The sequence below is a fragment of the Enterococcus sp. 125944 genome, from assembly GCF_051909435.1.
GTDB classification, from domain to species: Bacteria; Bacillota; Bacilli; order Lactobacillales; family Enterococcaceae; genus Enterococcus_D; species Enterococcus_D gallinarum.
Window position 1 is genome coordinate 82,347 of sequence record NZ_JBQASY010000011.1, and the last position, 26,139, is coordinate 108,485.

General features: G+C 40.8%; 28 protein-coding genes. 5 read left to right on the plus strand and 23 right to left on the minus strand.

The window, feature by feature from the left end:
- Positions 1-6: 6 nt before the first annotated feature.
- From fliP to flgB, 16 genes are all read right to left on the minus strand, one after another.
- The gene (gene fliP / locus ACTFWY_RS10955; RefSeq protein ID WP_409535894.1) at positions 7-768 is read right to left on the minus strand and encodes a flagellar type III secretion system pore protein FliP; all 762 of its coding nucleotides are present in this window, start codon (positions 766-768) and stop codon (positions 7-9) included.
- Entirely contained in the window at positions 765-1,130 is a 366-nt protein-coding gene (locus tag ACTFWY_RS10960) for a flagellar biosynthetic protein FliO (protein WP_060813684.1), read from the minus strand. Before ACTFWY_RS10960 ends, fliP begins: the two co-directional genes overlap by 4 nt.
- Before the next feature lie 14 nt (positions 1,131-1,144).
- On the minus strand, positions 1,145-1,657 hold the full coding sequence (locus ACTFWY_RS10965; protein WP_060813685.1) for a flagellar basal body-associated FliL family protein: 513 nt from the start codon (positions 1,655-1,657) through the stop codon (positions 1,145-1,147).
- A gap of 12 nt (positions 1,658-1,669) precedes the next feature.
- A complete protein-coding gene (locus ACTFWY_RS10970) occupies positions 1,670-1,867 on the minus strand; it encodes a flagellar FlbD family protein (RefSeq protein ID WP_060813686.1) in 198 nt (65 codons plus the stop codon).
- 32 nt (positions 1,868-1,899) lie between these two features.
- Positions 1,900-2,796, minus strand: a complete 897-nt coding sequence (locus ACTFWY_RS10975) for a flagellar hook-basal body complex protein (RefSeq protein ID WP_060813687.1) — start codon at positions 2,794-2,796, stop codon at positions 1,900-1,902.
- 75 nt (positions 2,797-2,871) lie between these two features.
- Entirely contained in the window at positions 2,872-3,240 is a 369-nt protein-coding gene (locus ACTFWY_RS10980) for a flagellar protein (RefSeq protein ID WP_409535895.1), read from the minus strand.
- Positions 3,237-3,716 (minus strand): flagellar hook capping FlgD N-terminal domain-containing protein, encoded by a 480-nt coding sequence (locus ACTFWY_RS10985; RefSeq protein ID WP_060813688.1) that lies wholly within the window; start codon positions 3,714-3,716, stop codon positions 3,237-3,239. The genes ACTFWY_RS10980 and ACTFWY_RS10985 overlap by 4 nt, the downstream gene beginning before the upstream one ends.
- Before the next feature lie 18 nt (positions 3,717-3,734).
- Entirely contained in the window at positions 3,735-5,060 is a 1,326-nt protein-coding gene (locus ACTFWY_RS10990) for a flagellar hook-length control protein FliK (RefSeq protein ID WP_409535896.1), read from the minus strand.
- A gap of 43 nt (positions 5,061-5,103) precedes the next feature.
- Complete coding sequence (gene fliJ / locus ACTFWY_RS10995; protein WP_060813690.1) at positions 5,104-5,526, minus strand: flagellar export protein FliJ; 423 nt, start codon at positions 5,524-5,526, stop codon at positions 5,104-5,106.
- Positions 5,527-5,544: 18 nt separating this feature from the next.
- A complete protein-coding gene (gene fliI, locus ACTFWY_RS11000; protein WP_103300697.1) occupies positions 5,545-6,900 on the minus strand; it encodes a flagellar protein export ATPase FliI in 1,356 nt (451 codons plus the stop codon).
- 2 nt (positions 6,901-6,902) lie between these two features.
- Entirely contained in the window at positions 6,903-7,694 is a 792-nt protein-coding gene (locus ACTFWY_RS11005; protein ID WP_409535897.1) for a FliH/SctL family protein, read from the minus strand.
- On the minus strand, positions 7,678-8,682 hold the full coding sequence (gene fliG / locus ACTFWY_RS11010; protein WP_060813693.1) for a flagellar motor switch protein FliG: 1,005 nt from the start codon (positions 8,680-8,682) through the stop codon (positions 7,678-7,680). The genes ACTFWY_RS11005 and fliG overlap by 17 nt, the downstream gene beginning before the upstream one ends.
- Before the next feature lie 14 nt (positions 8,683-8,696).
- Positions 8,697-10,295: a flagellar basal-body MS-ring/collar protein FliF gene (gene fliF / locus ACTFWY_RS11015; RefSeq protein WP_219645397.1), complete on the minus strand. Its 1,599-nt coding sequence runs from the start codon at positions 10,293-10,295 to the stop codon at positions 8,697-8,699.
- Between the two features lie 27 nt (positions 10,296-10,322).
- Entirely contained in the window at positions 10,323-10,646 is a 324-nt protein-coding gene (gene fliE / locus ACTFWY_RS11020) for a flagellar hook-basal body complex protein FliE (RefSeq protein WP_060813694.1), read from the minus strand.
- Between the two features lie 6 nt (positions 10,647-10,652).
- The gene (flgC, locus tag ACTFWY_RS11025; protein ID WP_081131844.1) at positions 10,653-11,069 is read right to left on the minus strand and encodes a flagellar basal body rod protein FlgC; all 417 of its coding nucleotides are present in this window, start codon (positions 11,067-11,069) and stop codon (positions 10,653-10,655) included.
- Between the two features lie 18 nt (positions 11,070-11,087).
- Positions 11,088-11,447, minus strand: a complete 360-nt coding sequence (flgB, locus tag ACTFWY_RS11030; protein ID WP_409535898.1) for a flagellar basal body rod protein FlgB — start codon at positions 11,445-11,447, stop codon at positions 11,088-11,090.
- A 608-nt stretch (positions 11,448-12,055) separates the two neighbouring features.
- Here flgB and motA point away from each other — a divergent pair.
- Entirely contained in the window at positions 12,056-12,820 is a 765-nt protein-coding gene (motA, locus tag ACTFWY_RS11035; protein ID WP_060813697.1) for a flagellar motor stator protein MotA, read from the plus strand.
- A 13-nt stretch (positions 12,821-12,833) separates the two neighbouring features.
- Positions 12,834-13,604, plus strand: coding sequence for an OmpA/MotB family protein (locus ACTFWY_RS11040; RefSeq protein ID WP_156248260.1), 771 nt, complete (start codon positions 12,834-12,836; stop codon positions 13,602-13,604).
- A 183-nt stretch (positions 13,605-13,787) separates the two neighbouring features.
- Here ACTFWY_RS11040 and ACTFWY_RS11045 read toward each other — a convergent pair whose 3' ends face one another.
- Together ACTFWY_RS11045 and ppdK are read right to left on the minus strand one after the other, a co-directional pair.
- Complete coding sequence (locus ACTFWY_RS11045; protein WP_439926949.1) at positions 13,788-15,830, minus strand: methyl-accepting chemotaxis protein; 2,043 nt, start codon at positions 15,828-15,830, stop codon at positions 13,788-13,790.
- A 354-nt stretch (positions 15,831-16,184) separates the two neighbouring features.
- On the minus strand, positions 16,185-18,797 hold the full coding sequence (gene ppdK / locus ACTFWY_RS11050; RefSeq protein ID WP_081131847.1) for a pyruvate, phosphate dikinase: 2,613 nt from the start codon (positions 18,795-18,797) through the stop codon (positions 16,185-16,187).
- 180 nt (positions 18,798-18,977) lie between these two features.
- On the opposite strand from ppdK, the gene ACTFWY_RS11055 reads away from it, so the two are divergent.
- The 3 genes from ACTFWY_RS11055 to ACTFWY_RS11065 are packed head-to-tail and all read left to right on the plus strand — an operon-like array spanning position 18,978 to position 22,302.
- Entirely contained in the window at positions 18,978-19,613 is a 636-nt protein-coding gene (locus ACTFWY_RS11055) for a helix-turn-helix transcriptional regulator (RefSeq protein ID WP_003129027.1), read from the plus strand.
- Positions 19,614-19,625: 12 nt separating this feature from the next.
- Positions 19,626-20,444: a pyruvate, water dikinase regulatory protein gene (locus tag ACTFWY_RS11060; RefSeq protein WP_003129026.1), complete on the plus strand. Its 819-nt coding sequence runs from the start codon at positions 19,626-19,628 to the stop codon at positions 20,442-20,444.
- Positions 20,428-22,302 carry a fructose-1,6-bisphosphatase gene (locus tag ACTFWY_RS11065; protein ID WP_103300703.1) on the plus strand — a complete coding sequence of 625 codons (1,875 nt, stop codon included), beginning with the start codon at positions 20,428-20,430 and terminating at the stop codon, positions 22,300-22,302. The genes ACTFWY_RS11060 and ACTFWY_RS11065 overlap by 17 nt, the downstream gene beginning before the upstream one ends.
- A gap of 58 nt (positions 22,303-22,360) precedes the next feature.
- Here ACTFWY_RS11065 and ACTFWY_RS11070 read toward each other — a convergent pair whose 3' ends face one another.
- The 5 genes from ACTFWY_RS11070 to ACTFWY_RS11090 form a co-directional block, all read right to left on the minus strand.
- On the minus strand, positions 22,361-22,774 hold the full coding sequence (locus ACTFWY_RS11070) for a phosphate-starvation-inducible PsiE family protein (protein WP_081131849.1): 414 nt from the start codon (positions 22,772-22,774) through the stop codon (positions 22,361-22,363).
- A 172-nt stretch (positions 22,775-22,946) separates the two neighbouring features.
- Positions 22,947-23,564, minus strand: a complete 618-nt coding sequence (locus tag ACTFWY_RS11075) for a hypothetical protein (protein WP_005473007.1) — start codon at positions 23,562-23,564, stop codon at positions 22,947-22,949.
- Positions 23,565-23,791: 227 nt separating this feature from the next.
- Positions 23,792-24,292, minus strand: a complete 501-nt coding sequence (locus ACTFWY_RS11080) for a general stress protein (RefSeq protein ID WP_003129022.1) — start codon at positions 24,290-24,292, stop codon at positions 23,792-23,794.
- Between the two features lie 158 nt (positions 24,293-24,450).
- Positions 24,451-25,605 (minus strand): glycoside hydrolase family 88/105 protein, encoded by a 1,155-nt coding sequence (locus ACTFWY_RS11085; protein WP_423121565.1) that lies wholly within the window; start codon positions 25,603-25,605, stop codon positions 24,451-24,453.
- On the minus strand, positions 25,593-26,006 hold the full coding sequence (locus tag ACTFWY_RS11090) for an RDD family protein (RefSeq protein ID WP_021148958.1): 414 nt from the start codon (positions 26,004-26,006) through the stop codon (positions 25,593-25,595). Before ACTFWY_RS11090 ends, ACTFWY_RS11085 begins: the two co-directional genes overlap by 13 nt.
- Positions 26,007-26,139: the final 133 nt, after the last annotated feature.

Consider the following 26,139-nt stretch of genomic DNA (forward strand, 5'->3'; position numbering starts at 1 on the left):
TGTGAATTATTGGAAACTCTTGATCAGTGATTCCACCACTAAATACCAACCGTCAACTAAGACGAATAGTAGGATCTTAAATGGCAGTGAGATCATGATCGGGGACAACATCATCATCCCCATCGACATCAAAATACTCGAAACAACTAAATCAATGATCAAGAAAGGAATAAAGATCAAAAATCCAATACTGAAGGCCGTCCGCAATTCACTAATGATAAATGCCGGGACCATTACGGTTAGCGGCACTTCATCTGAAGTTTCATATTTTTCTTTTGCCCCAGAAGCTTCGGCGAAAAGCTGAATATCTTTTTCTCGTGTTTGGAGCATCATAAATTCTTTGATTCGACGTTCTGAGCGATCAAAAACTTCGGATTGCGTGATTTCTTGCCGGTCAAAAGGTTCAATGGCTTGCTGATAAATATCCGTATAGACGGGCTTCATGATAAAGAAAGTAAGAAACAAAGCAAGACCGATCAATACTTGGTTGGGCGGATTCTGCTGGGTTCCTAATGAACTTCGTACAAAAGAAAGTACCATAATGATGCGGGTGAACGAGGTCATCATGATCAGTAAAACAGGAATCAAAGATAGCAAAGTCACCAGCAAAAAAGTATTGATCGTATCGTTTGATCCACTGCCGTTAGAGAGCAAATCACTAATCGTGGTACTCATATCCCCAATGTCTAAGGCAAACGCAGTTTGAGGCATCCATAAGTTGCTTAAAAGGATCACTGCTACTAGCGTCCATTTTCGTTTTGCGCTCATTTTTGCTTGCCTCGTTTCGTTTCTAATTGGCTCTTTGCTTTCTTTACCCATTCAGAGAAATCTGTCACTCGTAATGATTCTGACGTTTCCCCAGTTCTGGACATCAAGATAGCTGCTTCTTCGGCACTAAGTTCTTTTAAGATCTGGTTCTGCTGTTCCGAAAAACTCATCACATAATATTTGTCCAGAATCTGAATGATCCCAATGGAGGAGGATTTGCTGACGGCGACTTTTTGTAGAATCCGCAGCTGATTATTCTGTTGGTTCGTGTAGCGATTCAAATACTTCAAACTGACATTGATCAGATACAAAATGATTAACAAAAAAGCGATCATTTTAATCAATGAAAAAAATGTTTCCATCAACGTTCCTCTTTCTATTGGATCACTAAATCAGTGACATATACTTCATTGACGATTGCTGATCCATACTCATGATTAATTGCTTCCTTCAAATTTTTTTTCAAATTCGGAACACTTTCTGCCGAACTTAAAATGTCACTGGCTTTCTTTTGGCGCAACAAGTTAACGATGCTATCCCGAATAACAGCAACATTCTTCGTCACTTCTTCGCTTTTTTCTTCATTATCAACGAGAATCGAAAGGTTGACCTTCATGTATTGCTGTTCCTGCCCTTCTTCTTTCTCAAGATTTACAAGAAATTCCTCTAAAGCAACAATCGATTCATCAGAAGCAATGCCTTTTGCTTTCGTTTTCGGCGCAACGGTTTTATCTTCTACTAGGAAGTGATTGGTTACCAATGTCCCGCCAATCGTCCCGCCAATCACGATAACCAACAGAATCGGGATCAGTAAAAACAAATTGATTCCTTTCTCTTTGCTTTTTTCTTTCCCTTGTTCTTTTTCTTCCTTTTCTTTCACTTTAGCCATCTTAACCCACCCTTAGTTATTTATTTGTTTCGAATTGATCAAGAGTTTATAGTCAATGACACGCTGTGCCGTTTCTGCCGCAGACTCAGTTACAACCAGTGTCTTGCCATCGATTAGTGTAATCAACGTATCGGGCATTTCTTCGACCCGATAGATCAGTTCCGGATTTAGATAAAACTCTCTGCCATTCAGTGCCGTCAATAAAATCATCCGGTACCTCCTATTTTTTATGAGGGATTCTGTTAACGTTTCAAGTTCAACAATTCTTGCAGCATTTCATCAGAAGTGGTGATACTTCTTGAGTTTGCTTGATACGCTCTGCTGGCAATGATCATTTCTGTAAATTCCGTCGATAGATCGACATTCGACATTTCTAATGCGCCTGCTTGTAGACGACCTGAGCCATTTTGACCTGCACCCGCAACAATTGGGGCACCCGAGTTGTTCGATTGCATGTAGTTATTTCCGCCGACTTTTTCCAATCCTTCAGGGTTATTGAAAGTTGCAATAGAGACTTTCCCCATGACGAATGATTTGTCGCCGTATTTTGCAACGACTAGTCCATTGGCATCGATGGCCATTGAATTATAAGTAAGTTCTTTGCCATCAACAGTGATTGTTGCAGGAATTTCTAACGGTCCAATCTCTGTTTCGCCGCTAAGTCCTGCACCCTCTTCATATTTGTCATCGTAAACGAGTGGCGGATTTGTGCTGCCAGTACGTCCTAATACTTGCATTCCATCACTGTTAGTCAGCGTGCCGTTACTGTCTCGTACGAAAGATCCATCACGTGTGTAATAAGTTTCGCCATTTTCGCCAGAACCTTTGACCATGAAATACCCTTGCCCACTGATGTAAAAGTCCATTGCTCGCCCAGTAGATTGAGGTGCTCCGACTGTATTGATCATGTCGATCGAACCAGCTTGCACGCCTAAACCGACTTGTGTACCGTTGACACCACCTGAACCATTTCCTGGTGCAGTTGCATTTGATGTGGTTTGGCTCATCATGTCTTGGAAAAGTACCCGACTTGATTTGAAACCAATCGTATTGACGTTGGCAATATTATTTGATACCACGTCCATTTTCGTTTGAAGATTTTTCATTCCACTAACACCTGAATATAATGATCGTAACATTTGTTTTCCTCCTTCAATTTGACGTATTTTCCTCTGTCATTCAGAAAATACTACAGCCCCTTTTCAGTCCAGCTGTTATTTAATAAATGTTGCACTATCGATATTGGTGACTGTGTTCAATTCGTTCATTCCCATTGCTGTAATGATCGTACGGCTGTGAACATCTGCAATCAGCCCCATATCTTTGTATACTAATAATGATTCTTTACTACCTTTAGCTGCTAATTCACTCATTGCAGTTGAAAGCGAATCATAATCGGTCTCTTGAAGTGTTAATTCTCGATCCGTCAGCCGCTTTTGTGCATGATGGGAAACTTTGATACTTCTTTGCTTGTCTTGCAACATCTCCGAAAAATCGGTATTTCTTGCTTGATAGGGTGCGGTTCTAGACGTTTTTTCAGAGGTGGCAGCTTGTAATGGTAAATTGCGGCCTATTTGATTCATACTGACTCACCTTTCGATTCGCTCTCTGATTCACTTTCTGATCCATCCGAAGTTTTAGGATCGCCGCCGATCTCTTCAATTGCACTCATGTTGTACTCTTTCCCATTGACAACGATCGTGGCATACCCATTCGAAAAGCGAACTTTCTCAATGACTCCTGTAACTTTTTCTTTTCCATCTAATACTGTGACCTCTTTGTTGATCAGACCAAAAGCCTGTTGTTGCTGCTGAAGGATCACTGACGTCATTACCGTCTCACTTAATTCATTCAATTGTTCCAATGTAGTAAACTGGACCAATTGAGAAATGTAATCCGTTCCGCCGCCTGAAGAGTCACCGCTAAAAGAAGGATTACTCATAGTAGCTGCTAAAATCTTAAGGAAATCATCCATTGAAATATCGGAAGCTCGGTGGGTTTGAGCTAAAGAAGTTGCATTTGCGATCCCCGCAGCCGATTGTGTAATTTCATTAGGCATCTTTCTTCTCCTTTTGCATTAAGCCAAAATACTAATGGCATGATTTGTTTGCTCTGCTGTCTCTTCTTCTTTAGGTAAAGGAACTTGATTGTAGCTTTTTTTTCCCGATTGTCTTTGAGGCTGTGAGAAGCCTTGTTGTGCTGTTTGTCCATCAGTCGTCGAAGTAAAACTAGCAAGTGAATCAGTCAAAGCAGCACGTTCAACCGCTGTGGCAGGATTTTCTTTCAAGACGCCTTCTTTCCCAGAAATCAGTTGATTTTCTTGTTTTTGAAGGACTTGCTCCAGTTCTGTCTTGATCGATGACAATAAGTGCTTGGTCTGTTGCTGCTCTACCGTAAATTCCAGACGGCTCCCTTGCGCAGTAACTTCCAATGCAATTCGGACTTTGCCAAGTTTTTCCGGCACTAATTGGAGTGTGATTTTTTTCTCTGGAGTCTGTACTAACTGTTCAATTTTCTGCGTCAATGGTTCTACGACTGTTTTGACTGCAGCTGGTGTCGGACGTTGATCGTTCTGCATCAACAACTTGGACAAGTCTAGTGTCGTTGTTTGCTGCAAACCGTTAGATCCATCGATTGGCTTCATTGAGTCGTCAATTGTGGAACTCTCGGAAATAGCGACTTTTTCAAGTGCTTGCTGTGGAATGAAAGACTGTACACTCCCCTTTGAAGGTTCATCAACCAGAAGTGTCTTTTCACTGGTTGTATTTCCTTTTGCATCTACTGGGGCATCTGTTTGTGAGATACTCTCTGTTCCAGAATCCAAGTGGATTTTTTCTCCGTCCGCAGTCAGTTCTCCTACTGACAGAATCGCTGCTACAGGTGTGTCTGGCTTGCTCAGAATTGATTCTGAAGCAGTGTCTTCTAACGGATTTCCTCCTGTTGACTGAAATACTTGATCGGTCGCTACTGAAGTGACAGATTGCTCACTGACCGAACCCACCACTAACGGGTCTTCCTTTGGCAGTTGCAATGGGCAGCCTCCCAAAATACTTCCCTTCGATTCAGTCATTTGCGATCCGAAAAAACCTAGCCACCCCAAAGCTCCTTCATTTACGATTTCTGCCTGTTTCGTTATTTCTGAATTTGCTTCTGGTATACGTGTGTCGGTTGCATTTTCAGAATCGGCGACTGATTCATCTTCTTTGTCGTCCACTAGCTGATTTTCCTGTTCTACACAAGAAAGATCCCCTTGCGGCACTCCATCTTCATTCGCTGAGTTATCCTCAAGATTTTGGGAAAACTGTTGCAGGAATTGAATGAAATTGCCTGGATCTTTGACAGCAGCAGGTTGTTGTTTGTCAGCAACTTTCATAAGTGCTGGCGTGATAGCCACTTGTTTCATTTTTCACCTCCTCTCACTGATTTTGTGAATCCGCAGCTGCAACTCAGCGCATTGCTAGACTACGGCTGCCCATTTCATCTAATTGTTTTTGTTCTTCTTGAAGCAATTCATAATTGTATTCTTCGAGTTTCTTTTCTCTTAGCTTTTCAACGACTTTTCGTTCTTGCTGTGCTTGAACGACAGCTGTCAAAGCAACTTCAACTTCCTGATTCAGCTGACGCACTTGCTGATACATCTCATGAATGCCAGACTCTAAAGCAGTAAGATAGCGATGCTGAACTTGCATACGACCAAGAGTCATTTCATTGACGTCCATCAATGCGGTTTTTTCATTGATCATTTGAGTAAGAACTTGTTCTTTTTGGATCACTGCTTTTTGTTTCTCTGCGTAGGCTCGTTTTGCTTCTTGTTCTACACTCACACGGTGATCCAATACCTTTTCCAATGAAAAATGAAAAGCTTTCATCTTCAGTTACCTTCTTTCTTATTGCAGGGCATTTCGCTGTCGTTCAAGAGCTGCATCCTCATTGAACAAAGCAGCCAATGCAGCCCGTGTTTCTTCAAATGAATTTCGTTCATCTACTCTTTGTTGTAAAAAACTATTGATTGGATGATGCAATGCGATAGCATGATCGGTGATGGCATTTGCACCTGATTTGTATGCACCAATATCGATCAAATCTTTCGCTTCAGCGTAAGCAGCCATATTTTCTTTTAATTCACCAGCGTCATTGTAGTGTTCAAGCGTAACTAATGTCTTCATTAAACGGCTCAAGCTGTTTTGAACATCGATCGCCGGATAATGATTTTGAGCGGCAATTTTTCTAGATAAGATAATGTGACCATCGAGAATCCCCCTGACGGCATCCGCGATAGGTTCATTCATGTCATCCCCTTCAACCAGAACCGTATAAAAAGCAGTGATGGATCCTTGATCGGACATCCCGCTGCGTTCCAACAGTTTTGGCAGCGCCGTAAATACCGAAGGCGTATACCCTTTAGTCGTCGGCGGCTCACCCGTGGATAGACCAATTTCTCGTTGCGCCATCGCAAAGCGAGTCACGGAGTCCATCATCAACACAACTTTCTTCCCTTGATCTCGGTAATACTCGGCAATAGCGGTTGCCACATGTGCCCCTTTCAAACGTACTAAAGGCGGCATATCGGAAGTTGCACAAACAACGACTGATTTGCGGTAGCCTTCTGGACCCAGATCGTTTTCAATAAATTCTTTTACTTCTCGGCCACGTTCGCCTACAAGTCCAATCACGATAATATCGGCTTCGCAATAGCGAGCCAACATCCCAAGCAACGTACTTTTCCCTACACCACTTCCGGCAAAAATACCGATCCGCTGTCCTTGGCCAACGGTCAACAAACCATCGATCACTCTTACACCTGTACTCATGATTTCAGAGATTTTTTTCCGCTGAAATGGATCAGGAGATTCTTGACTGACAGGGTACTCGTCAGCATCACTTAAATCGATCGCCATATCCATTGGACGTCCTAATCCATCTAATGTATGCCCTAGGAGCGAGTCACTGATTTTGACCGTCAGTGTTGTGCCGGTAGGCTTCACTAAACAGCCAGGTCCAATACCTTCTAATTGATCTAACGGCATCAATAGAACAGTCTTTTTAACAAAACCGACAACTTCGGCTAACGCAACGTGAGAACTGTTGCGGATCTTCACTTCACAGATTTCTCCTACAAAAACGGCTAATCCTTCCACTTTGATCAATAGACCAACCACTTCGCTGACCTTCCCATAAATGGAGTAAAATCTACGTTTTTTTGCTTTTTGGACAATTGGTCCAACAGGTAATTCAAGCACCATTGCTATTCACTACTTTCTAAAAGATGCTGCAGATAAAGTTGAATTTCTTTTTCCAACTCGAAGACAACGATCGAATCATCTGATTCAATCACAAAATCGTGAGCTGAAAGCTGATCATCCGGTAACAGCAAATAGCGAAAATTACTGATCGCCTGCTTTCGACTTTCCAAGATATCTTTAAGGACATGCAGATGCTGTTCATGAATGCGGATCGTCAAGAACTGGTCCGGTTGTTCAAACTGCAGTAAAATAGGCTCCAAAAAAGCAAGCAAAGCAGCATTGCTTTGCTCGAAACGCTGGTTGATCAGTGCTTCGGCGATCTGTACACCGAAGGAAATCATCTCAGCTTTTTTCTCTGACCGAAAAGCATTAATCTCTTCTGCTACCTGCTGTACATTCTGCTCGGCTTGTGCAATAAGCTTGGCAGCTGTCTCTTTACTTACAGACATGCCTTCTTGATACCCTTGCTCATAGCCTTCCTTTTGTCCAGTTGCAAATCCGTTAGCATAGCCTTCTTCTTGCGCAGATTGTTTGATTTGTTGGGCTTCTGCTTGAGCCGCTTCTAGTGTTTGTTGTTTCAACCTTTCAATTTCTTTACGCTGACGCTCCATTTCAAGTTTCCACGCACGTTCTCGTTGCGCTGCTTGCCGCTTTTGACGCCCCGCTTCTGTCGAATCAGTAGGAGAAAGTAACGGAGAAGGCGTTTTAATTACAGCTTCAGTTAAAATTGATTTTTCGGTATCAAGATTTTTGACCGTTTCATGTTTCAACAAGCTACTATTTGACCACTGCATCCTGGTTGCCCCTTCCAAGATAGATCTCACCATTTTCGTCTAAACGGCGAATCACAGCGACCACATTTTGCTGTGCTTCCTCAATAGCAGACAATCGAGTTGGTCCCATAAATTGAATCTCTTCTTGTAAATTCTCCACTGCACGAGATGAAAGATTTGAGAAAACGAAAGCTTTGATATCTTCTGGAGCACCTTTGAGTGCAAGGACAAGCACTTCATTTGGTACATCCCGCAGCACTTTTTGAACATCCAATCGGTCAAGTGTAACGATATCGTCAAATGTGAACAGACTTGATTTGACTTCATTTGAAAGCTCAGGCTGCCGCTTTTCCAGATCGGTCAAAATATTCTTCTCGGTGCTTCGACTCACTGAATTCAAGATCTCTACCAATGTGTGCACGCCGCCCACGTTTTCACTGTCATTCTCTACATAGTTAGAGAACTTGTTCTCGATCACTTTTTCGATTCGCTCAATGATCAATGGCGAGGTGCTGGAGATCGTACCGATCCGTTCTGCAATTTCTACTTGGAGATGATCTGGAAACTGCGATAACACATTAGCTGCTTTATCGGGCTGCATGTAACATAGAATCAAAGCGACCGTCTGAGGGTGCTCACCAATCAAGAGATTCGTCAACTGTTGCACATCCGCTTTACGTGCAATATTAAATGGGCGTTCTCGCAATTGGATCTGCGTCAACACATCAATCACTTCTTTTGCTTTGTGGGAACCTAATGCTTGATTCAATAAATTCTTTGCATAATCGATCCCACCATCAAGAACATATTTTCTAGCAGTGAATGTCGTTGAAAATTCTTCTAATACTTGATCGCGTTCTTCCGGACTGACAAAATCGATATTGGCGATTTCATAACTCACTTTTTGAATATAATTTTCCGGTAGAAGTTTCATGATCTTCGCAGAGGTTTCCGATCCCAATGAGATCAAGAGTATTGCTGCTTTTTTGACACCATCGAGTGTTTCCATCGTTTCTTTCCCCTCTATTTTTCCTTCATCCAAGCTTTAATCAATTCAGCAGCCACTTCCGGATTTGAATCGGCATGTTGTTTTGCTGAATGATTTAAAGAATTTTCCTCGACCGGCTCTTGTTCAGGCTCATTTGATTCTTCAACTGAAGTATCAACGTTGTGCCCTAGACCGCCAAAGACAACTTCTTCGGATTCTTCCATAACTGGTGCTGGTTCTGAATCAGCTGGCTGTGCAACCGGCAATTCTTGTGTTACATCTACTGAAATTTGATCTTCGCGACGCTTTCGAACCAATCCAATCACGAATAGCACTAACAAAATCACGACCAATGCGATACCACCGAAAATGATATATTTCAGATAGCCTTTTGCCGCTGCTAATTGTTCCGTACCTTCCGTTTCTTCCACCTCTGCTGTTGCTTGGGCAAAGTCAAAGCCTTGGATAGCAATATCATCGCCGCGATCAGCATCATATCCTACAGCACTGGCAATCAGCAACTGCAGTTCCGCCTGATCATTTTGCGAAAGGTCTGCATTAACGACCACTGAACTTGTCATTCGTTGAATCATACCCGGTGCTGTAATTCTTTTGGTCGTTTCTGTGTTCAATTCATTTTCGACTGAGCGGCTGTATGAACTGCCTGCATCCCCATCATCTCCGGTCACATTAGAAACATTGTCATCGACTGTACCCGTTTGGGCTTCTTGGATCGCTTCGCCAGATCCAGCTGCTTGAACTGTTTCTTTTCTTATTTCCGGATCATCGTAAGTCACCTTGGTACTTTCAATCGAATCAAAGTTCAGATCTAAATTGATGGAGACTTGAAATTTATCTTCACCGTAGATTGGTGCCAACAATTTCGAGACTTTTTCTTCCAGAATTTTTTCATACTCATTTTTGATTGCAATGTACTTACTGTTCAAACTACTGAGCTGACTATTTTCATCTTTTTCGATCGTCAATGTATTTCCTGAGCTATCGACGACTTTGACATTCTCTGGCTCAAGCTTCTCAACGGCACCCGAAGTCAGCGTCACAATTCCTTGTACCGCTTCCTCAGAAATCTGTTGATTTTTTAGTGTTAGAATGATCGAAGCAGTAGGTTTGCTTTCTTCACTCGAAAAAACACTGTCTTCTGGCATCACTAGGAGAACTTTCGCTGTTTTGACAGAATCTAATGTCTCGATTGCCCGTTGCAACTCTCCGGTAACGGCACGCTGATACATGATTTTCCGATCTTCATCGGTAGTCATCATGCTAGCATCATCAAAAAGCTCAAATCCCGTTGCTGTGTTCGGTAATTTATTTTCGACTGCTAATTCAATCCGGTATTCATCGATTTGTTCTTTGGCAATCAAAATGGTCGTTCCATTATCTGTCAACTTGTAGTCGATTTTCTGATCTGTCAAATCATTGGTGATCGCTCCTGCATCAGCTTCGCTTAAATCTGTAAACAAAACACCGTATTCGACTCTTGTATTTAAGTAATACATTGTTGCCGCGACACCAATAACGCTGATAACGGAAAGAATTGCTATCAATTTTTTCAGTGAACTTTGAGCCTGCCATCGTTCTTTGATCAGGTCCGGCCATTCTTTCAATTTTTCCATCATTTCGCTTTATTCCCTCGCCAACTGCTAAAACTGCATATTTTTAACATCGTTATATGCCTCTAAGCATTTATTGCGCACGGTCACGGCTGTTTGGAGCGCTAACTGTGCTTCTGTCATTCGAATCATTATATTTCCTAGATCACTCTCATCTCCTGTGATCATTTTGATCGTGTCTTGATCCATTGTTGCAGTTTTTTGATTAAGATTTTCAAGCGCATCAGACAAATAATTACCGAATGCAGCACCTGATGAAGAATCAACTTCAGTTGCAGAAGTTCCTGAAGCACCAAGTGCCCGTAAGGAATTCTGATATTCGGTTAATCCTTGTGTTGATAATAATTCATTCATTTTTTTCTACCCCTTTGATATTTCTAGTGCTTTTTTGAGAATTGTTTTATTCATTTCGGAGGCAGAAACATTCGCTTCATATGTACGCACTGCTTGGATCATTGCCACCATTTCATCTGCGATGTCCACATTTGATTGTTCAAGATAGCCGTCTTCATCCGCAGCAGGGTTAGTCGGATCATAAGTCAATTTCAATGTTTCGTCCGTTTGGATTCCCGTCACTTTAACACCATAATTCTTTGTCTTTCCATCTTGAACCGTCTTAAGATTTTCAGAAAAAAGAATGCTTTTCTTTTGGTATGCTTCGCTATTTTCTGTTTGGTTGGTATTGACATTCGCAATATTGGTCGATATCGTATCCAGTTTTAATCGTTCCAACGCTAAACCACTTGCATTGATCGTCAGTCCATCAAAAACACCCACTACATTTGCCTACTTTCTTTAATTACTCAATACATAATTCATCATTTGCAAACGCCCATTGATTTGTGCAGTCAATGCACTGTAATATAATCCGTTTGCTGCTTGATCCAGCATTTCTACTTCTAAATCTACATTGTTGCCATTGTCCTTAAGACTTGTGTTCGCATTTTGAGTTACCCGGGGCTGTACTTGTAAAAGAATGTCTTCTTGTGAAGATTGATTCCCAGCAGCCTGTAATGCTTGTTTCAATTCGCTTTCAAATTCTACTCGCTTCGCTTTATAACCATCCGTGTTCACATTGGCTATGTTTGAAGAAATCAGCTCTGCTCTTTTAGCAGAAACAGCAAGCGTCGTTTTTAACAACTCATAACTATCCAATCTTTTCAGTACTCCTTTCAGTCTGTATCAGATGATCATCCGATAAGAATTTCAACCTTTTGTCAAAATAATCATTTTTTTTTGATATAATTAAAAAAAACATCGCGCGGTATAATTATAGAGTAATTAAAATTATTTTACAATTTGATTTTTTAAATTTTACTGTTATTATCTTTTGATTATGGAGATAGTGTGTTATTTGATAGTCATTTTATAATAGCTGTTATCCTTTCTTTTAAATCATTTATTCACAAAGGAAACTGGAAGAAGCAGCAAACAAAATGATTAATGATATTTCTAAAAACATGATTAAAAAATAATCAACAAAATAAACTATTCTTTAAAATAAAGGATATTAAATAATTTAAATAACTTAAATGCTGTTTAAATAAAGCGGTTTATTAAAATAGTCAAGCCACTTTTAAATTAACTTTATTTTTGCGCATTTTTACACAAATAATCACCAAAAAAAGAAAAAAACGAAAGAAAGTTTCATAAAGACGTTATATTAAAAATATTTTTTCCACATCTTAATTTCTCATTTTTTTTATCCGATAATAAAATAAGGTACATATTTAGGTAATAGAAGTTATAGGAGGAAGCAACAAATGGATTTTTTCTTGCTGATCGGTATAGTATTAGGCGTTATTTCCGTCGTTGTCGGAATGATCGTAAAAGGGGCAAACGTAGCGGTTTTGATCAACCCAGCAGCAGCTATCATTATTTTCGTTGGAGTGATCGCAGCTGTTGTCAATTCGTTTCCGAGTAGTGACATCAAACGAATACCTAAAATTTTCGGTATTCTACTTAAAAACGAAGAGTACGATGTAAAAAAAACGATCAATAGTATCGTAGATATGGCCAACCAAGCACGGCGTGATGGATTACTGTCTTTAGAAAATGCCATTCAAAACTTGGAAGAACCATTCTTAAAAAAAGGATTGGAAATGGTAGTAGATGGAATTCCTGAAGATCAGATCAAAGAAATCATGGAAAATGAGATCTACGGTATCGAAGAGCGGCATCACGTTGGCGCTAATATTTTTAAAACAGCCGGAACAAGTGCACCGACACTAGGAGTTCTAGGGGCTGTTATTGGTCTGATTGGTGCTCTCGGCAACTTAGAAGATGTCGAAGCATTGGGGCATATGATTTCAGCTGCCTTTGTGGCAACACTGTACGGAATCTTTTTTGGCTATGTCTTGTTTATTCCTTTCAGTTCTCGACTGAATTTGAAATCGGAACAAGAAGTACAAGTGATGTCGATTATTGTTGAAGGTGTATTGGCGATCCAAGCAGGACAATCTCCTAAGAGTATTGAAAAGAAACTCTATAGTTTGATTGAACCAAACAAACGAGAAGAAAGATCCTAGAGGTTAACTCAACATGAAAAGAAAAAAGAAAAAGGAAGAACACGTTGATGAAGCATGGCTTCTGCCCTACTCTGATATGCTGACACTGCTTTTGGCCCTTTTTATCGTTATGTTTGCCATGGCGAAGGTCGATGATGAGAAGTTTCAGGAGATTCGTAGTGAATTTGGATCAATTCTTTCCAGTCATCATAGCGGCTCCCCAGTCATTGGTTCTGTCATCGATATGGGCGCCTCTGGTAAAACAGGCAACAGCGCTGCAACCAATGCTTCTGAAGCACAGGCACAAGAAGAAGCAACTCGCATGCAACTAGAAAACCAACAACTGGAAAAGATCAGTGAACAATTACAAAAAGACTTAGCCGAATCTGCTTTAGACGGACAAAGCGAGGTCAGTTTAGAAGCGGACGGTCTTCACATCACATTAGACAGCAGTATCCTATTTGCTTCTGGTAGTGCTGGGATCACTTCCCAAACCAGCCAGTCTCTGGATACCCTTGCTTCTGCTTTAAAAAAGTTGAAAGCACATAAAATTATTATTGCTGGTCATACTGACAACGTACCGGAGAAAGGCACAGGTCTTTATGAATCTAACTGGGACTTGAGTGCGGCTCGTGCAATCACAGTGATGAACTATTTAATCGACAAGAAGATTATCTCCGAACAAAATGCTGCTATCCAAGCCTATGCTGATACGCAACCTAAAGCAAGCAATGACACCGCAGCCGGACGTTCTGAAAATCGACGGGTAGAAATGATCATCCAGCGCTCGCAAATAGATGAATAAGCCATGTTCAAACCAAAATAAATTGATAAGTGATTTACTACAAAAAAACGAAGACTGACTATCCTGGATCAATGAAAAACAGGAAAACAGGCTTCGTTTTTTGTCTTTCTATAAAAGCGATCCCTCGCAAAAAACACCGCACAGTTCTTCTGCTGACGAAGACTGTCACGGTGTTTTTTTCATTTATTTCAATTCAAATTGATCGGTCAATTTTTTCAATACTTTTGAGATATCTCTAAGATCAGAAACATGGTTGGTAAATTCATCCATTGTCGCTAGAACTTCTTCTGAATTAGCGGAAACTTCTTGTGTACCAGCCGCATTTTCCTCTGTCGAAGCAGAGATGTTCTCAAGATCAACTAAAACATTTCCTTGGATCTGTTCGATCCGCTTACTTGCTTCTTCTACATCACGAATGCCATCAATCATGAACATACTGCGTTTATAGACTTCTTTTGAAGAAGCAATGACCCGTTGAATCAAATTCGTTTGCCGTTCGCCGCCTTTTAGCGAATCAGATGTTTGTTCTACCATTTGAGCAGATTGTGTACGAATTTCTTCAATGATTGATTCGATTTCTTTCGTGGAAGCTTTGCTTTGTTCAGCCAGCTTACGAATCTCTGCTGCTACTACCGCAAAGCCTTTGCCGGATTCCCCCGCACTTGCGGCTTCGATTGAAGCATTTAGGGCCAGTAAATTGGTTTGATAAGAAATGTCATTGATCACACGAATAATGGTATTGATATTCTGAATATTGTCATTCATATTCGTCATATTCGTCATCAATTTTTCCATCTGTTCCAGCTCATTTTGCCAGCTTGAACCAACTTTATCCATCAGATTTAAACTCTCTTGATTGATGTCTGTCGCTTCTTGCGACTTGCTGCTCATCTCATTGATGGTATTGCTTAGCTCTTTGATTACATGGGAAAGATTTTGTAATTGCGCCACACTATGTTCTGTTTCCTGTGCTTGTGAGCCAGTCACTTCTGCAATTCCAGTAATTGTTTCTGAAACTTCTTCTGCTGCCACGCCGATTTGTTTGGCCAACTCTAATAAGGAATCAGACATTGAAGCGACATTGCCACTTTCTTTTTGAACATTTTTGATTAGTTTCCCAGTTTCTATAACCATTTGATTATAATTAGCTGCCATCTGATGGATCTCTGTGCCATCCTTATCTGGATAAACGATTCGTTCAGCGAACTGACCAAATCGCCATTTTTGGTTTGGATCTTTTTGATGTCGTTTTAACAACTCCAATTGACCGGCACCCATTTTAGAAAATTTCTCATTGAAAACGTTCATGATCGTGCTCACGATCCTCGTTGTATAAATAGACACGGCAACGATCAAAAGAATCATAAATCCGGCAACGACCACAGAAATCCAAATAATAGAATGTAGCTCTTTGTCCAGATCATTTGCTTCTACTTCTGAAAATGCCCAAACCGTTGACCCAGCAGGTTTATCGTATATCACATCATTGATTCCATTGGAATCTGCCGGCTTTACTCTCCCGATTGGTTGTTCTGCAGCAGCAATTCGTTTGAATACTGTTTTCTCTTGAATATTTGTTCCTATCAGTGATTTTTCCTTGGATGTAATCACTACACCAGACTCTGAAACCAATGAAACATTCCCGGTACGACCAACGTCAATAGACGACAAGATTTTTTGGATCGATTCATAAGAAACGTCGACACACAAGACACCGATCTGTTTTTTTGAATTTGTGATCATCACAGAAGCTGTCGTCACAAATTCATTCGTTACTGTATCTAGATAAGGATCTGTCCAATAAACTTCTCCCCCTGCTTCGATTGCTCCTTTATACCATGGTCGAGTGGTTGGATCATAGTCATCGGGTAATGGATTGAATGAGACAAATTCTTTCTCCTCAGTTCCGAAAGCAACTGCTCGAAAACTATCTGTACCAGCAATCGCTGTTGAGAGACTATCACGGATTCTCCCCATACTGTATTCTGTTTTCATTGGAGGAAGTTCTGCCATTGACTTCAATTTATCTTCTGTTGATTTTCGCAGCATATCTTCTTCCGCTATAATCAATCGTACAGCACTTTCTTTGTTGATGTCATTTCGTTCAATCAATGATTTTTTTGTTGTTAAATACGAACTCACAACTAAAAATAAAATTGGAATAACTGCAACTAAGATCATAACCAAACCAACATAAAGCCCAATACTCTTTTTCTTTTTTCTCAAACTTGAGACACTCCTTCATTTTTCAAATTCTCTCTAACTTCTGCAACGAAGAAACTTCTTCAAACAGACTTACTCTTTCGTAATCGGTCATTGTATTCCTTTTATTAAGAGTTCCTTGTTCTTTTAATCATCAAATTTTTTTTCGTATCTAAAAAATACACAACAATTAAAAAGTCATTAGAGTAAACAAAAAAGCCTCAACAATCAGCGCGACCACTAGCAGCAACGTTGAACGTTGGGGAAGGATCTCGCTGATTATTTAGGCTTATTGATTACTTTTGGAAGGTGTGAAACAGCTAAAACTTAAGGAGTGCTCTTTTTAATATCCGAAAAAAGCCGCTTTTTGTTCCATAGTTAAGAAAGAGGATCCGGAGCAGACTGGGCAATTGCTAACCAAGCCGCTGGAATTCGATATGGAGAACAAGAAACGTAGTCAATACCGATTTCCCGCAAAAATGCAATGGATTGAGGATCTCCACCTACTTCGCCGCAAACACCGATCGCTTTTTCCTTTGTTAGCTGGCGAATGGATGTTACCGCTTGTTCCATTAGTTGTCCTACACCCGCTTTATCAAGATGTTGATACGGATCCTCAGACAAGATACCTTGATCTAAATAGCGCTGAATAAATCCAGCAGCATCGTCCCGTGAAAAACCAAAAGTCATTTGTGTCAGGTCATTGGTCCCAAAACTGAAGAAATCAGCTAGCGGAGCTAATTCTTTCGTTAATAAACATGCTCTTGGTGTTTCTAACATCATCCCAATTTTGAAAGGTACTTCTTTCTGATAGTGAGCAAAAATTTGTCGGATGTACATTTCAAGACGTTCTTTCAAAACGCGCATTTCTTCCGGCATACTGATCAAAGGCAGCATAATCTCAGGATACACAACACTGCCTGTATCAGAAACTTGCAGTGCTGCTTCGATAATTGCAGCTGTCTGCATCTCATAAATCTCAGGATAAGTAATTCCTAGACGGCTTCCTCGATGCCCCATCATCGGATTTACTTCTTGTAGATCATGGACTCGTTGCTTGATTTTTTCTAGAGAATAGCCACTGCGCTCGGCCATTTCTTCGTATTCTTGTGGTCGTGGTAAAAACTCGTGCAATGGCGGATCCAACAAGCGAATGACACATTTCTGTTCTTTTGTCTGCAGTAATAACTCCTTAAAATCATTTAACTGAAACGTTTTTAGCTGAGACAAAGCTACCTGTCTTTCTTCAGTCGTTTCAGCTAAAATCACTTGCCGCATCGGCCAGATCCGAGATTCACCAAAAAACATATGCTCCGTTCGCGCTAGTCCAATACCTGCTGCTCCAAAAGAAGCTGCTGTCTTGATTTCTTCGATGGTTTCCGCATTTGCTCGTACTACTAGGTCTGCTCTTTCTTTAGACCAGTCTAAAATCGTCTGCAGCAAACCAAAATCCTGCGAGGCAACCAGTGATAGCGCACCTTGATACAGATTGCCTGTCGTCCCATCCACTGATAGATAGTCTCCTTCTTGAATGATTGCTTCACCACATCGAGCCTGTTTCAAAAATGAATCGACTGCTAACTGATCACAACCTGCCACACAACAAACTCCTAGTCCTCGGGCAACGACTGCCGCATGAGAAGTCATGCCGCCTCTAGAAGTCACGATTGCTTCACTAACAACCATCCCATCAATGTCTTCCGGTGAGGTTTCTTGTCGCAACAAAATAACTTTTTCTCCTGCTTGGTGGGCATTGACCGCTGCTTCTGCAGAAAAATAAACTCGACCTACCGCTGCACCGGGACTGGCAGGTAACCCTTGACTAAGAGGAGATGCTTTAGCAAGTGACTCCGGGGAAAAGATGGGATGCAGCAACTGATCAAGCATGTCTGGTGTCAATCGATGCAGTGCCGCTTTCTTCGTGATCTTTCCTTCAGAAACTAGATCTATAGCAATCTGTACAGCAGCTTTGGCTGTCCGTTTGCCATTACGAGTCTGTAAAACAAATAATCGCCCTTCTTCAATGGTAAATTCAATATCTTGCATGTCTTTGTAATGATTCTCTAATAACTCGGCAATCGCCGAAAACTGCGCGTGGATTTCTGGTTGTGTTTTGGCTAAATCACTAATCGGTCTTGGCGTACGAACCCCCGCGACAACATCTTCTCCTTGTGCACAAGCGAGAAATTCACCAAATAATCCTCTGTGTCCTGTCGTCGGATCGCGAGTAAAAGCAACGCCAGTTCCACTTGCAGCACCACTATTGCCAAAAACCATTTCCTGAACAGTCACGGCTGTTCCTAGATCATGAGCAATTTTGTGGATTTTACGGTAAGTGATAGCCCGAGGATTATTCCACGAACGAAACACAGCTTGAACGGCTGATAATAATTGTTCCAGCGGATCTTGAGGGAATCGTTCTTGCGTATGTTCCATATAAATACTTTTGAAAACCTCGCAAATCTCTTGCCAGTCTGGAGCGACCATTGATTGATCAGAAGGATATCCCTTTTTATGTTTATAGGTCGTTAAATAGGATTCAAAATGACTCTTATCGATCCCTTTAACAACATCCCCATACATTTGGATAAGGCGACGGTAGCAATCATAGGCAAATGTAGGATTCTTTGTATTCGCTGCCAGCGTCTGTACCGTTTGATCAGTTAACCCCAAGTTGAGAATCGTATCCATCATCCCCGGCATGGAATACTTTGCCCCACTGCGAACAGAAACCAGTAATGGCTGCTGGTTTCCGCCAAAAGACTTGTGGGTTCGTTCTTCCAATGTAGCTACTGCTCGAATAATTTCTTCTACCAACGGCTGTGTAAGTTGCTGGTTTTCTAAAAATTGTCGGCAAACATCTGTTGTAACAATAAATCCCGCAGGAACAGGCAACCCGATACTGGTCATTTCAGCTAAATTTGCTCCTTTCCCCCCTAATAGCTCTTTTTGATCTTTCGTACCTTCTGAGAACCAAACGATATTCTTCATTTTTTTCCGCCTTCCTAATGTGATATACTATTAAACTTAAAACGAAGTATATAGCGTACATCATTGATTCGTCAAGAAGAAATTTTTAAGAAAAATTCGCGCCAAAATCCTTTATTGCATTTTCCACGCAGAAAATATATAATAAATAGCATATCACATTTAATTAAAGAAGGTGACACATTGGAATTGACAAAGCGACAACTTAAAATCATTGAAATCGTAAAAGACAATCAACCTATCAGTGGTGAAACCATCGCAAAAAAACTAGGATTCAGCCGTGCTACTTTGCGCAATGATCTCTCTATCCTGACAATGACTGGATTACTCGATGCCCGGCCCAAGGTCGGTTATTTTTATACCGGACAGACCGTAGAACCGCTGTTGTTTGATAAGCTATACCATGCAAAAGTCGCAGAGATTATGATCCCACCGTTAATGATTGAGCAATCCGTTTCGGTATATGATGCTGTGACAACCCTATTCATGTATGATGTCGGGTCTCTTTATGTGAAAAATGCAGAAGAGGAACTAATTGGTGTTCTATCTCGCAAAGACCTTCTGCGCTTCGCTATCAGCAATTCAGCAGCAGAAAAAACACCGGTGGCAATGATCATGACGCGAATGCCGAATATCGTCACGATTACTGCCGACCAAACTATTTTGACTGCAGGTACCTTATTAGCTAGGCATGAAATAGATACACTCCCTGTTGTTGATGCCGAGAATCCAAAAAAAGTCATTGGTAAAATAACCAAGTCTAAAATTATGAACTACTATATCCAAGCAGGCAATGCGATCGAAAACAATCAATTCTAAGGAGCGAAAAAAATGAAGAATGTTCGACTATATTTGATTTCAGATTCCGTTGGTGAAACAGCACAAAAATTGATTAGTGCAGTTTCCGCACAATTTCCTACGATCGATCTATCCGATATTCAACTGTATCCTTTTACAAATGATGAAGAGAGCTTATTGGAAATCTTACAAGATGCTTTACTGGATAAATCGATTGTTGTGACGACGCTTGTTAACAAAGATTTAGTGAAATTTGTCGAAGCCTTTGCTAAACGCACCGGTCTTCAACATGTCGATTTCATGACGCCATTGATCTCAGTAATCGAAGCAACCGTCGGGCTACAAGCAGTTCAGGAACCTGGCGCAATCCATCGTTTAAATCAAGAATACTTCAGTCGTGTTGCTGCAATGGAGTTTGCAGTGAAGTATGATGACGGCAAGGATCCTCGTGGTTTTCTCGATGCTGACATCGTATTGCTCGGTGTTTCCCGTACTTCCAAGACACCGTTAAGTCTATATATGGCTAATCGTGGTTACAAAGTGGCTAATCTGCCTTTAATACCTGAGGTCGCTTTACCCAAAGAGATTAATCAAATCGATCCCAAAAAAATGATCGGGCTCACTACAAATTCTGACTCACTCGTCGAAATACGCCGTTCTCGACTGGCTTCATTAGGGTTGAAAGAAACTACTAACTATACAGAACCAAGCCGGATCGATGATGAACTAGCCTATGCGAATCAATTATTCCAACAGCTAGGAATCAATGTAATCGATGTCAGCAAACGGTCGATCGAAGAAAGTTCGATGTTGATCGAAGAATTTTACAAAAATAATGCCTATGCACACTGAAGATCAATTAAATGATTTCATTGAGATTATCAATTTAGAGGCGATCCAGCAGTTACCTAAAGCAACCGAACACTTTGTCAGTGATCTGCACGGTGAATATGAAGCTTTTGATCATATCTTGCGCAATGGTTCAGGCAGCATTCGGGAAAAAGTCGAAACATTGTTTCAATACTCACTGACCGCTGCTGAGAAGACCGAGCTATGTTTTTTGATTTACTATCCAAAAGAAGTATTGCAAGAAAAAGACTATCCGCATGAGGATTGGATCCAATTAATGACTCAACTGGTCAAAGTGGCTCGTTTTACTTCCAGCAAATATACGCGGTCCAAAGTTCGAAAAGCTTTACCAAAACAATTTGCTTATATTTTAGAAGAATTGCTGTATCAATATGACTCGGACTTCAACAAAGAAGCCTATTATAAAGCGATTTTTGATAAGATCATCGACTTATCCTTAGCGCCTCTATTTTGTGAACAGCTAGCATTTTTGATTCAGCGTTTTGTCGTTGATCACCTACATGTTATTGGGGATATTTATGACCGGGGACCCGCACCTGATAAAATCATCGACCGGCTCATGGCGCTTCCTTCTTTGGATATCCAATTAGGGAACCATGATATTTTGTGGATCGGGAGTTACTGCGGTTCTTTCCCTTGTTTGGCAAGTACCATACGGATCGCTGCACGGTATGGAAATTTAGCATTGTTGAAAGAAGGCTATGGCATCGACCTCTCTAAAGCCATAGCATTTAGTCGTAAACATTATCAAGAAAATAAGGGGTTTTATCCTAAGAAAACTGTTGATGATCTTTCCGAAGAGGAAATTCACGACGCAATGCTCCTCCAGCAAGCCTTTGCAATCATTCAATTCAAGGTAGAGGCCGCTGTGATCAAACGACGCCCCGAATTTCAATTAGCGGATCGTTTGCTATTGGGTAAAATCACAAAGGATTTGCAGATTCAGCTAGAGGATCACTTTGAGCCTCTGATCCATGCTTGCTTTCAATTGGTTGATCCCGAAGCACCCTATCTTTTGACTGATGAAGAGCAAAAAGTACTGGAGGATCTTCTCAAACAATTTCAATCCTCCGAAAGGTTAGCAACCCATGTACGTTTTCTAGTAGAAAAAGGCACGATCTATCAAATTTATAATGGCAATCTACTGTACCACGGTTGCATCCCCTGTCATCCTGATGGTCGCTTCCTTTCAGTGTCCTTTGGAAAAACCTCTTATCAGGGCAAAGCATTGATGGATTTCTTTCAAGAATGTGTAAAACAGAGTTTCGCAACACCAGAAAGGACCGACGATCTGGCGACCGATGTCCTTTGGTATCTCTGGTGCGGAGAAGGGTCTTCTCTTTTCGGTAAAAAATCCATGAAAACCTTCGAGCGCTATTTCATCAGTAATAAACACACGCATATTGAAGAAAAAAACGCCTACTATACCCTAAGAGAAAAAGAAGCATTTTGCCGTCGCTTATTCGCTGCGTTTGGATTAGACTCGACAGGACACATCATTAACGGCCACACACCAGTAAAAGTGAAAAAAGGAGAGACGCCAATCAAAGCCAATGGGCACCTACTGGTAATTGACGGTGGCTTATCCCGCTCCTATCAGGAAGTTACCGGTATCGCCGGTTACACGCTGCTATCTAATTCTTTTGGGATGACACTTGCTGCTCACCAACCATTTACAGATCGTCAGACAGCAATCAAGGAGCGGAAGGATCTAATGACGCAAAAGAAAATCGTTCTTCGTCAAACAGAACGAATCACTGTGCGTCAAACGGATATTGGGAAACAACTTCAAGCAGAGAGTGCTAGTTTATTCGCAAAAAATAATCCTATCAATAACTGAGTCATTCAGTTTACTGATAGGATTATTTTTATTTCTAAGCAACTTTCTGATTTGTTTTTCAGATGTCTTTGGAGCTATGAAAAGATTTCAACTTCTCTAGTGCTTGTAAAACAAAAATCAGTACTAAAATTGCCAGCGCCAGAAACAACGTCTCTAGCCCTTTTCCTTGTGCCAACAACAACTCCCGCAAAATCGCTGTGATACTGATCAGAATCAGATAACGAACAGGAATATGATGTCCTTCTTTTACATAACGCAGTAACATCAAAATGATTTCAAGTAAAATAAATAGCGTAGCAATCTCTTCGATCAAAAAGGATAGATCACTGACTTTTGTCAAAGGAATGACATAAGTAATGATTTTATAAATTGCTTCTGCCATCACAACCAATACCAATACAACTAAAATTGCTAACATAATATCAACAATAGCACTGATCAGCTTTTCAAAGCTTCTGAAATATTTGCCCATAGCGCGCCCCCTTTTCAACTCATTATAAGCGAATTTAATGAAATCACTTTGTGATATGCTTGAAAAAGGTGCACTTTTATTGCACAAAATAATCAGTCGCTACTTCAGCAAATAGATGAATAGTCGTAAGGGATTCGCTGGTTTAAAACTCTGACGATCTTTGCCGAAGCGCTTATCTAAAAAAGGCATCAAATGGTTCTTCTAAAAGAAGTTTTAATGGTTCTGATCCATCCGCAGCATTGGCCGGATCATTACTATCAATCGGTGTATCACCAGCTTCTGTGCTCTCTTCACTTTCGTCAGAAGTAGTTGTGTCTGTACTGCTTGAACTGCTAGATGAAGAGGTTGAACTACTCGTACTTGAGCTGCTGCTAGAGGAGCTCGTCGTTTCGGATGTACTAGTCGTAGTATCAGAATTTGCTGATCCATTATTGGAAGTGCTAGATGCTGTATCTGTCTCCTTCACTACTGCTTCACTACTGTCAGCTATACTTTCTGATTCTGTAGACGGAATGGCCGATGAATCTTCATTTGATTTTGTTCCACTGGTCTGTGCAGTTGTTTCGGAGTAGGAACTGACCCGTGCTTCATAAAAAGTTTCACTGGTTGTTTCCGTTTCAGACGTACTTGTTTCGGCAACCTGCACTGGTGCTTCAGAAGATGGCTCCGAAGAATTGCGCTGGAACGGGGCCGCAACAAAAGCATTTACATCTTGATCAATTGCCATACTCAACATAATCGTGACAAAACAACTAACGAGTGCTGACTGCAAATTAAATTTCAACTTCATTGCTATCCCTCACCTTCTCTTTATATGAAGTACCGTGCATTTTTTTGAAGAAATGGTTTTCTCCATCTATTATACAAAAAAAAGAAACGAGCAACAAATTAAGAATTCGTTGCAGCAATTGTCCCGTATTTTACAAGCTTAACATCTGAAATACAAAGAAATAACAGCCATTGCAGGGCTGCTATTTCTTTGATTATAAGCCGACCATTTACTGGATGGGATCTTTTTTATAAATTACGCAAGTGATTTGGGTCATTAATTGGTGTTTCGATATCACTATCTCCCATTCGAGGGGTCGGATGAACCGATTCATCAGGCATTGCTGTCTCACCTGTAACAGGCTGATCAATGATCGCTGTATCTGTTTCTTCGATTCGATCGGTTGCGTGATAATCGTAGACTCCTACCACTAAACGATCCTGCTCAAGGTCGTCACGATAGGCAAATAAAGGATCACTCTCATCATCAATCGTCCGATGGTCATAGTCGCCAAATGAGAAAGCATCTTTGATTTTTTCCCACATTGAACGATCATCATCTGATCCTCCAGTCGCTTCTACTTCTGCACTACTTAACGTATCTAAGCCAAACTGCTCGATGATCGTTGCATTCGCAAACAAAACAATGTCGTCTTTGTTGTACCCTTCGTTTCGCAATTGATCAATTGCTGTCAATGCTTCAGCCCGAGTGTCGTAACTGCCAATAATCGTCAGGTTTCTTTTATCCATTTGAAAGCCTCCTTATTTTGTGTACGCATGAAATCGGTCTATCTTTCAGCACTTGCCTTTTCATTGAAGGAAGTTGCCTACCATTTCATTGTATCTTACTCTGCGAAGGAGACCAAATGGTTTGTTTGCGCTTACGAAAATGATAAGAATCACTGGCTTTATTGGTTCTGCAGTTGCAACCATTCACTGTAAGCATAAACGAACGGACCGATGCCTTTAGCATCATCGTTGACAACTGGCTCTGAAATATAATACTCATAGGAGCCATCTCTGATTTTGTAGTTGCCTTTTCCAGGCATCCCCCCTAAGCCAGCAACTAAACAGATATCTTTCAATGTAAATTCTCCGTTTTTAATAACCAATTTGTGCTTTACAAGAGCGCGTAGGATCGTCTCGCCGATTATTTTATATTGTGAAGGAAGAATAGCTAATCGACTGGCTTTTAGCATCACATAACTCAAAGCAGCAGATCCACTCGTCTCTAAATAATTGTCTTCACCGTCTGGTCTATCTGTTACTTGAAAAAAGAGACTCGTTTTTGGATCTTGATAAGCCATTACTGCACCTACAAGTTCTGTTAAATAGCGCTGCAACTGCTTCTTTTCTTGGAGATAGCCTTCATGGGACAGTAAAACTTCAAGTGTGTCAACTAATGCCATAGCATACCATCCAAGAGAACGAGTCCAAAAGTTTGCGCTACAACCTGTCTTTGGATGCGCCCAAAATGCAGTTCTCGTACAGTCGTATCCGTGATACAGCAATCCTGTTCGCGGATCTTTCATTGACTCCATGACATTTTTGAATTGCCCAATCACATCACTAACATCTGCGGAGTTGCCAAACGTTAGTTGGTATTGGATCGCAAATGGTTGAACCATGTATAAACCATCTAGCCAAACTTGTTGCGGGTAGACCAGCTTATGCCACATGCTTCCTTCCTTAGTGCGCGGTTGCAACAAAACTTGCCGATACAGATTATCTAGAGCCTTGCGGTATTTGCTTTTCTTAGTGATTGCATATAACTGAAACAATAGTTTTCCTTCATTGATTGCGTCACAGTTATATTCTTTTTCATCGTACCCCAATGGATTCCCTGCCTCATCAATGTAGTGATCAATAAAGGTTTCAACAAACGCAAGATAATTCTCGTCTTGTGTTGCATTAAACATGTATTGGATCGCCAGAATCATGCAGCCATCGATATAACTCCAACGGATTGGATGATTGGCTAATCGAGCCTCTTGATTCCAAATAGGTGCTTCTGGCGAAGAATGTGCGATTACTTGATCCAAAAATTGTCTTATTTCTTCCAACTATTTTCTCCTTTACCAATTCTTAACTTTGTATGTGTAGATGCCTCATGCCCTCCTTCTTTGCCAAACAGTAGCGGCAGGCAAATGAAGAAACAGCTGGCTAGTTTGCATAAAATCTCTCGTTGAAAAATGACTGCCACTGGAACATTTTTGCGATATTTATCTGTTGAAACGATCTGCAGCTGAAAGAATGCTTTTCCGATCGTCTGCTGATTTTGCATGAATGGATATTGCAGTGCAAAATACATAACACACATCAAACAAATCGCAGTCAAAACAGCAACAAAGTCATTATTGATGACCCGACCGATTAGCGGAATTCCTCCTACAAAGATAAGAAATATGGTTAAAATCCCTAAAACAAAATCAACGATTTGTGCGAGAATTCTTCTGATCAACATATGACTACTCTTTACTTCCTGTGGGACTTTATCAAGAGTAAATTACAAAAGAATCATTTAAATCAATACTTTCACTTTGAATACATGTATTTGAAGTGGAAGGTACTTATTTCAAAAATAGTAAAACCTGTAT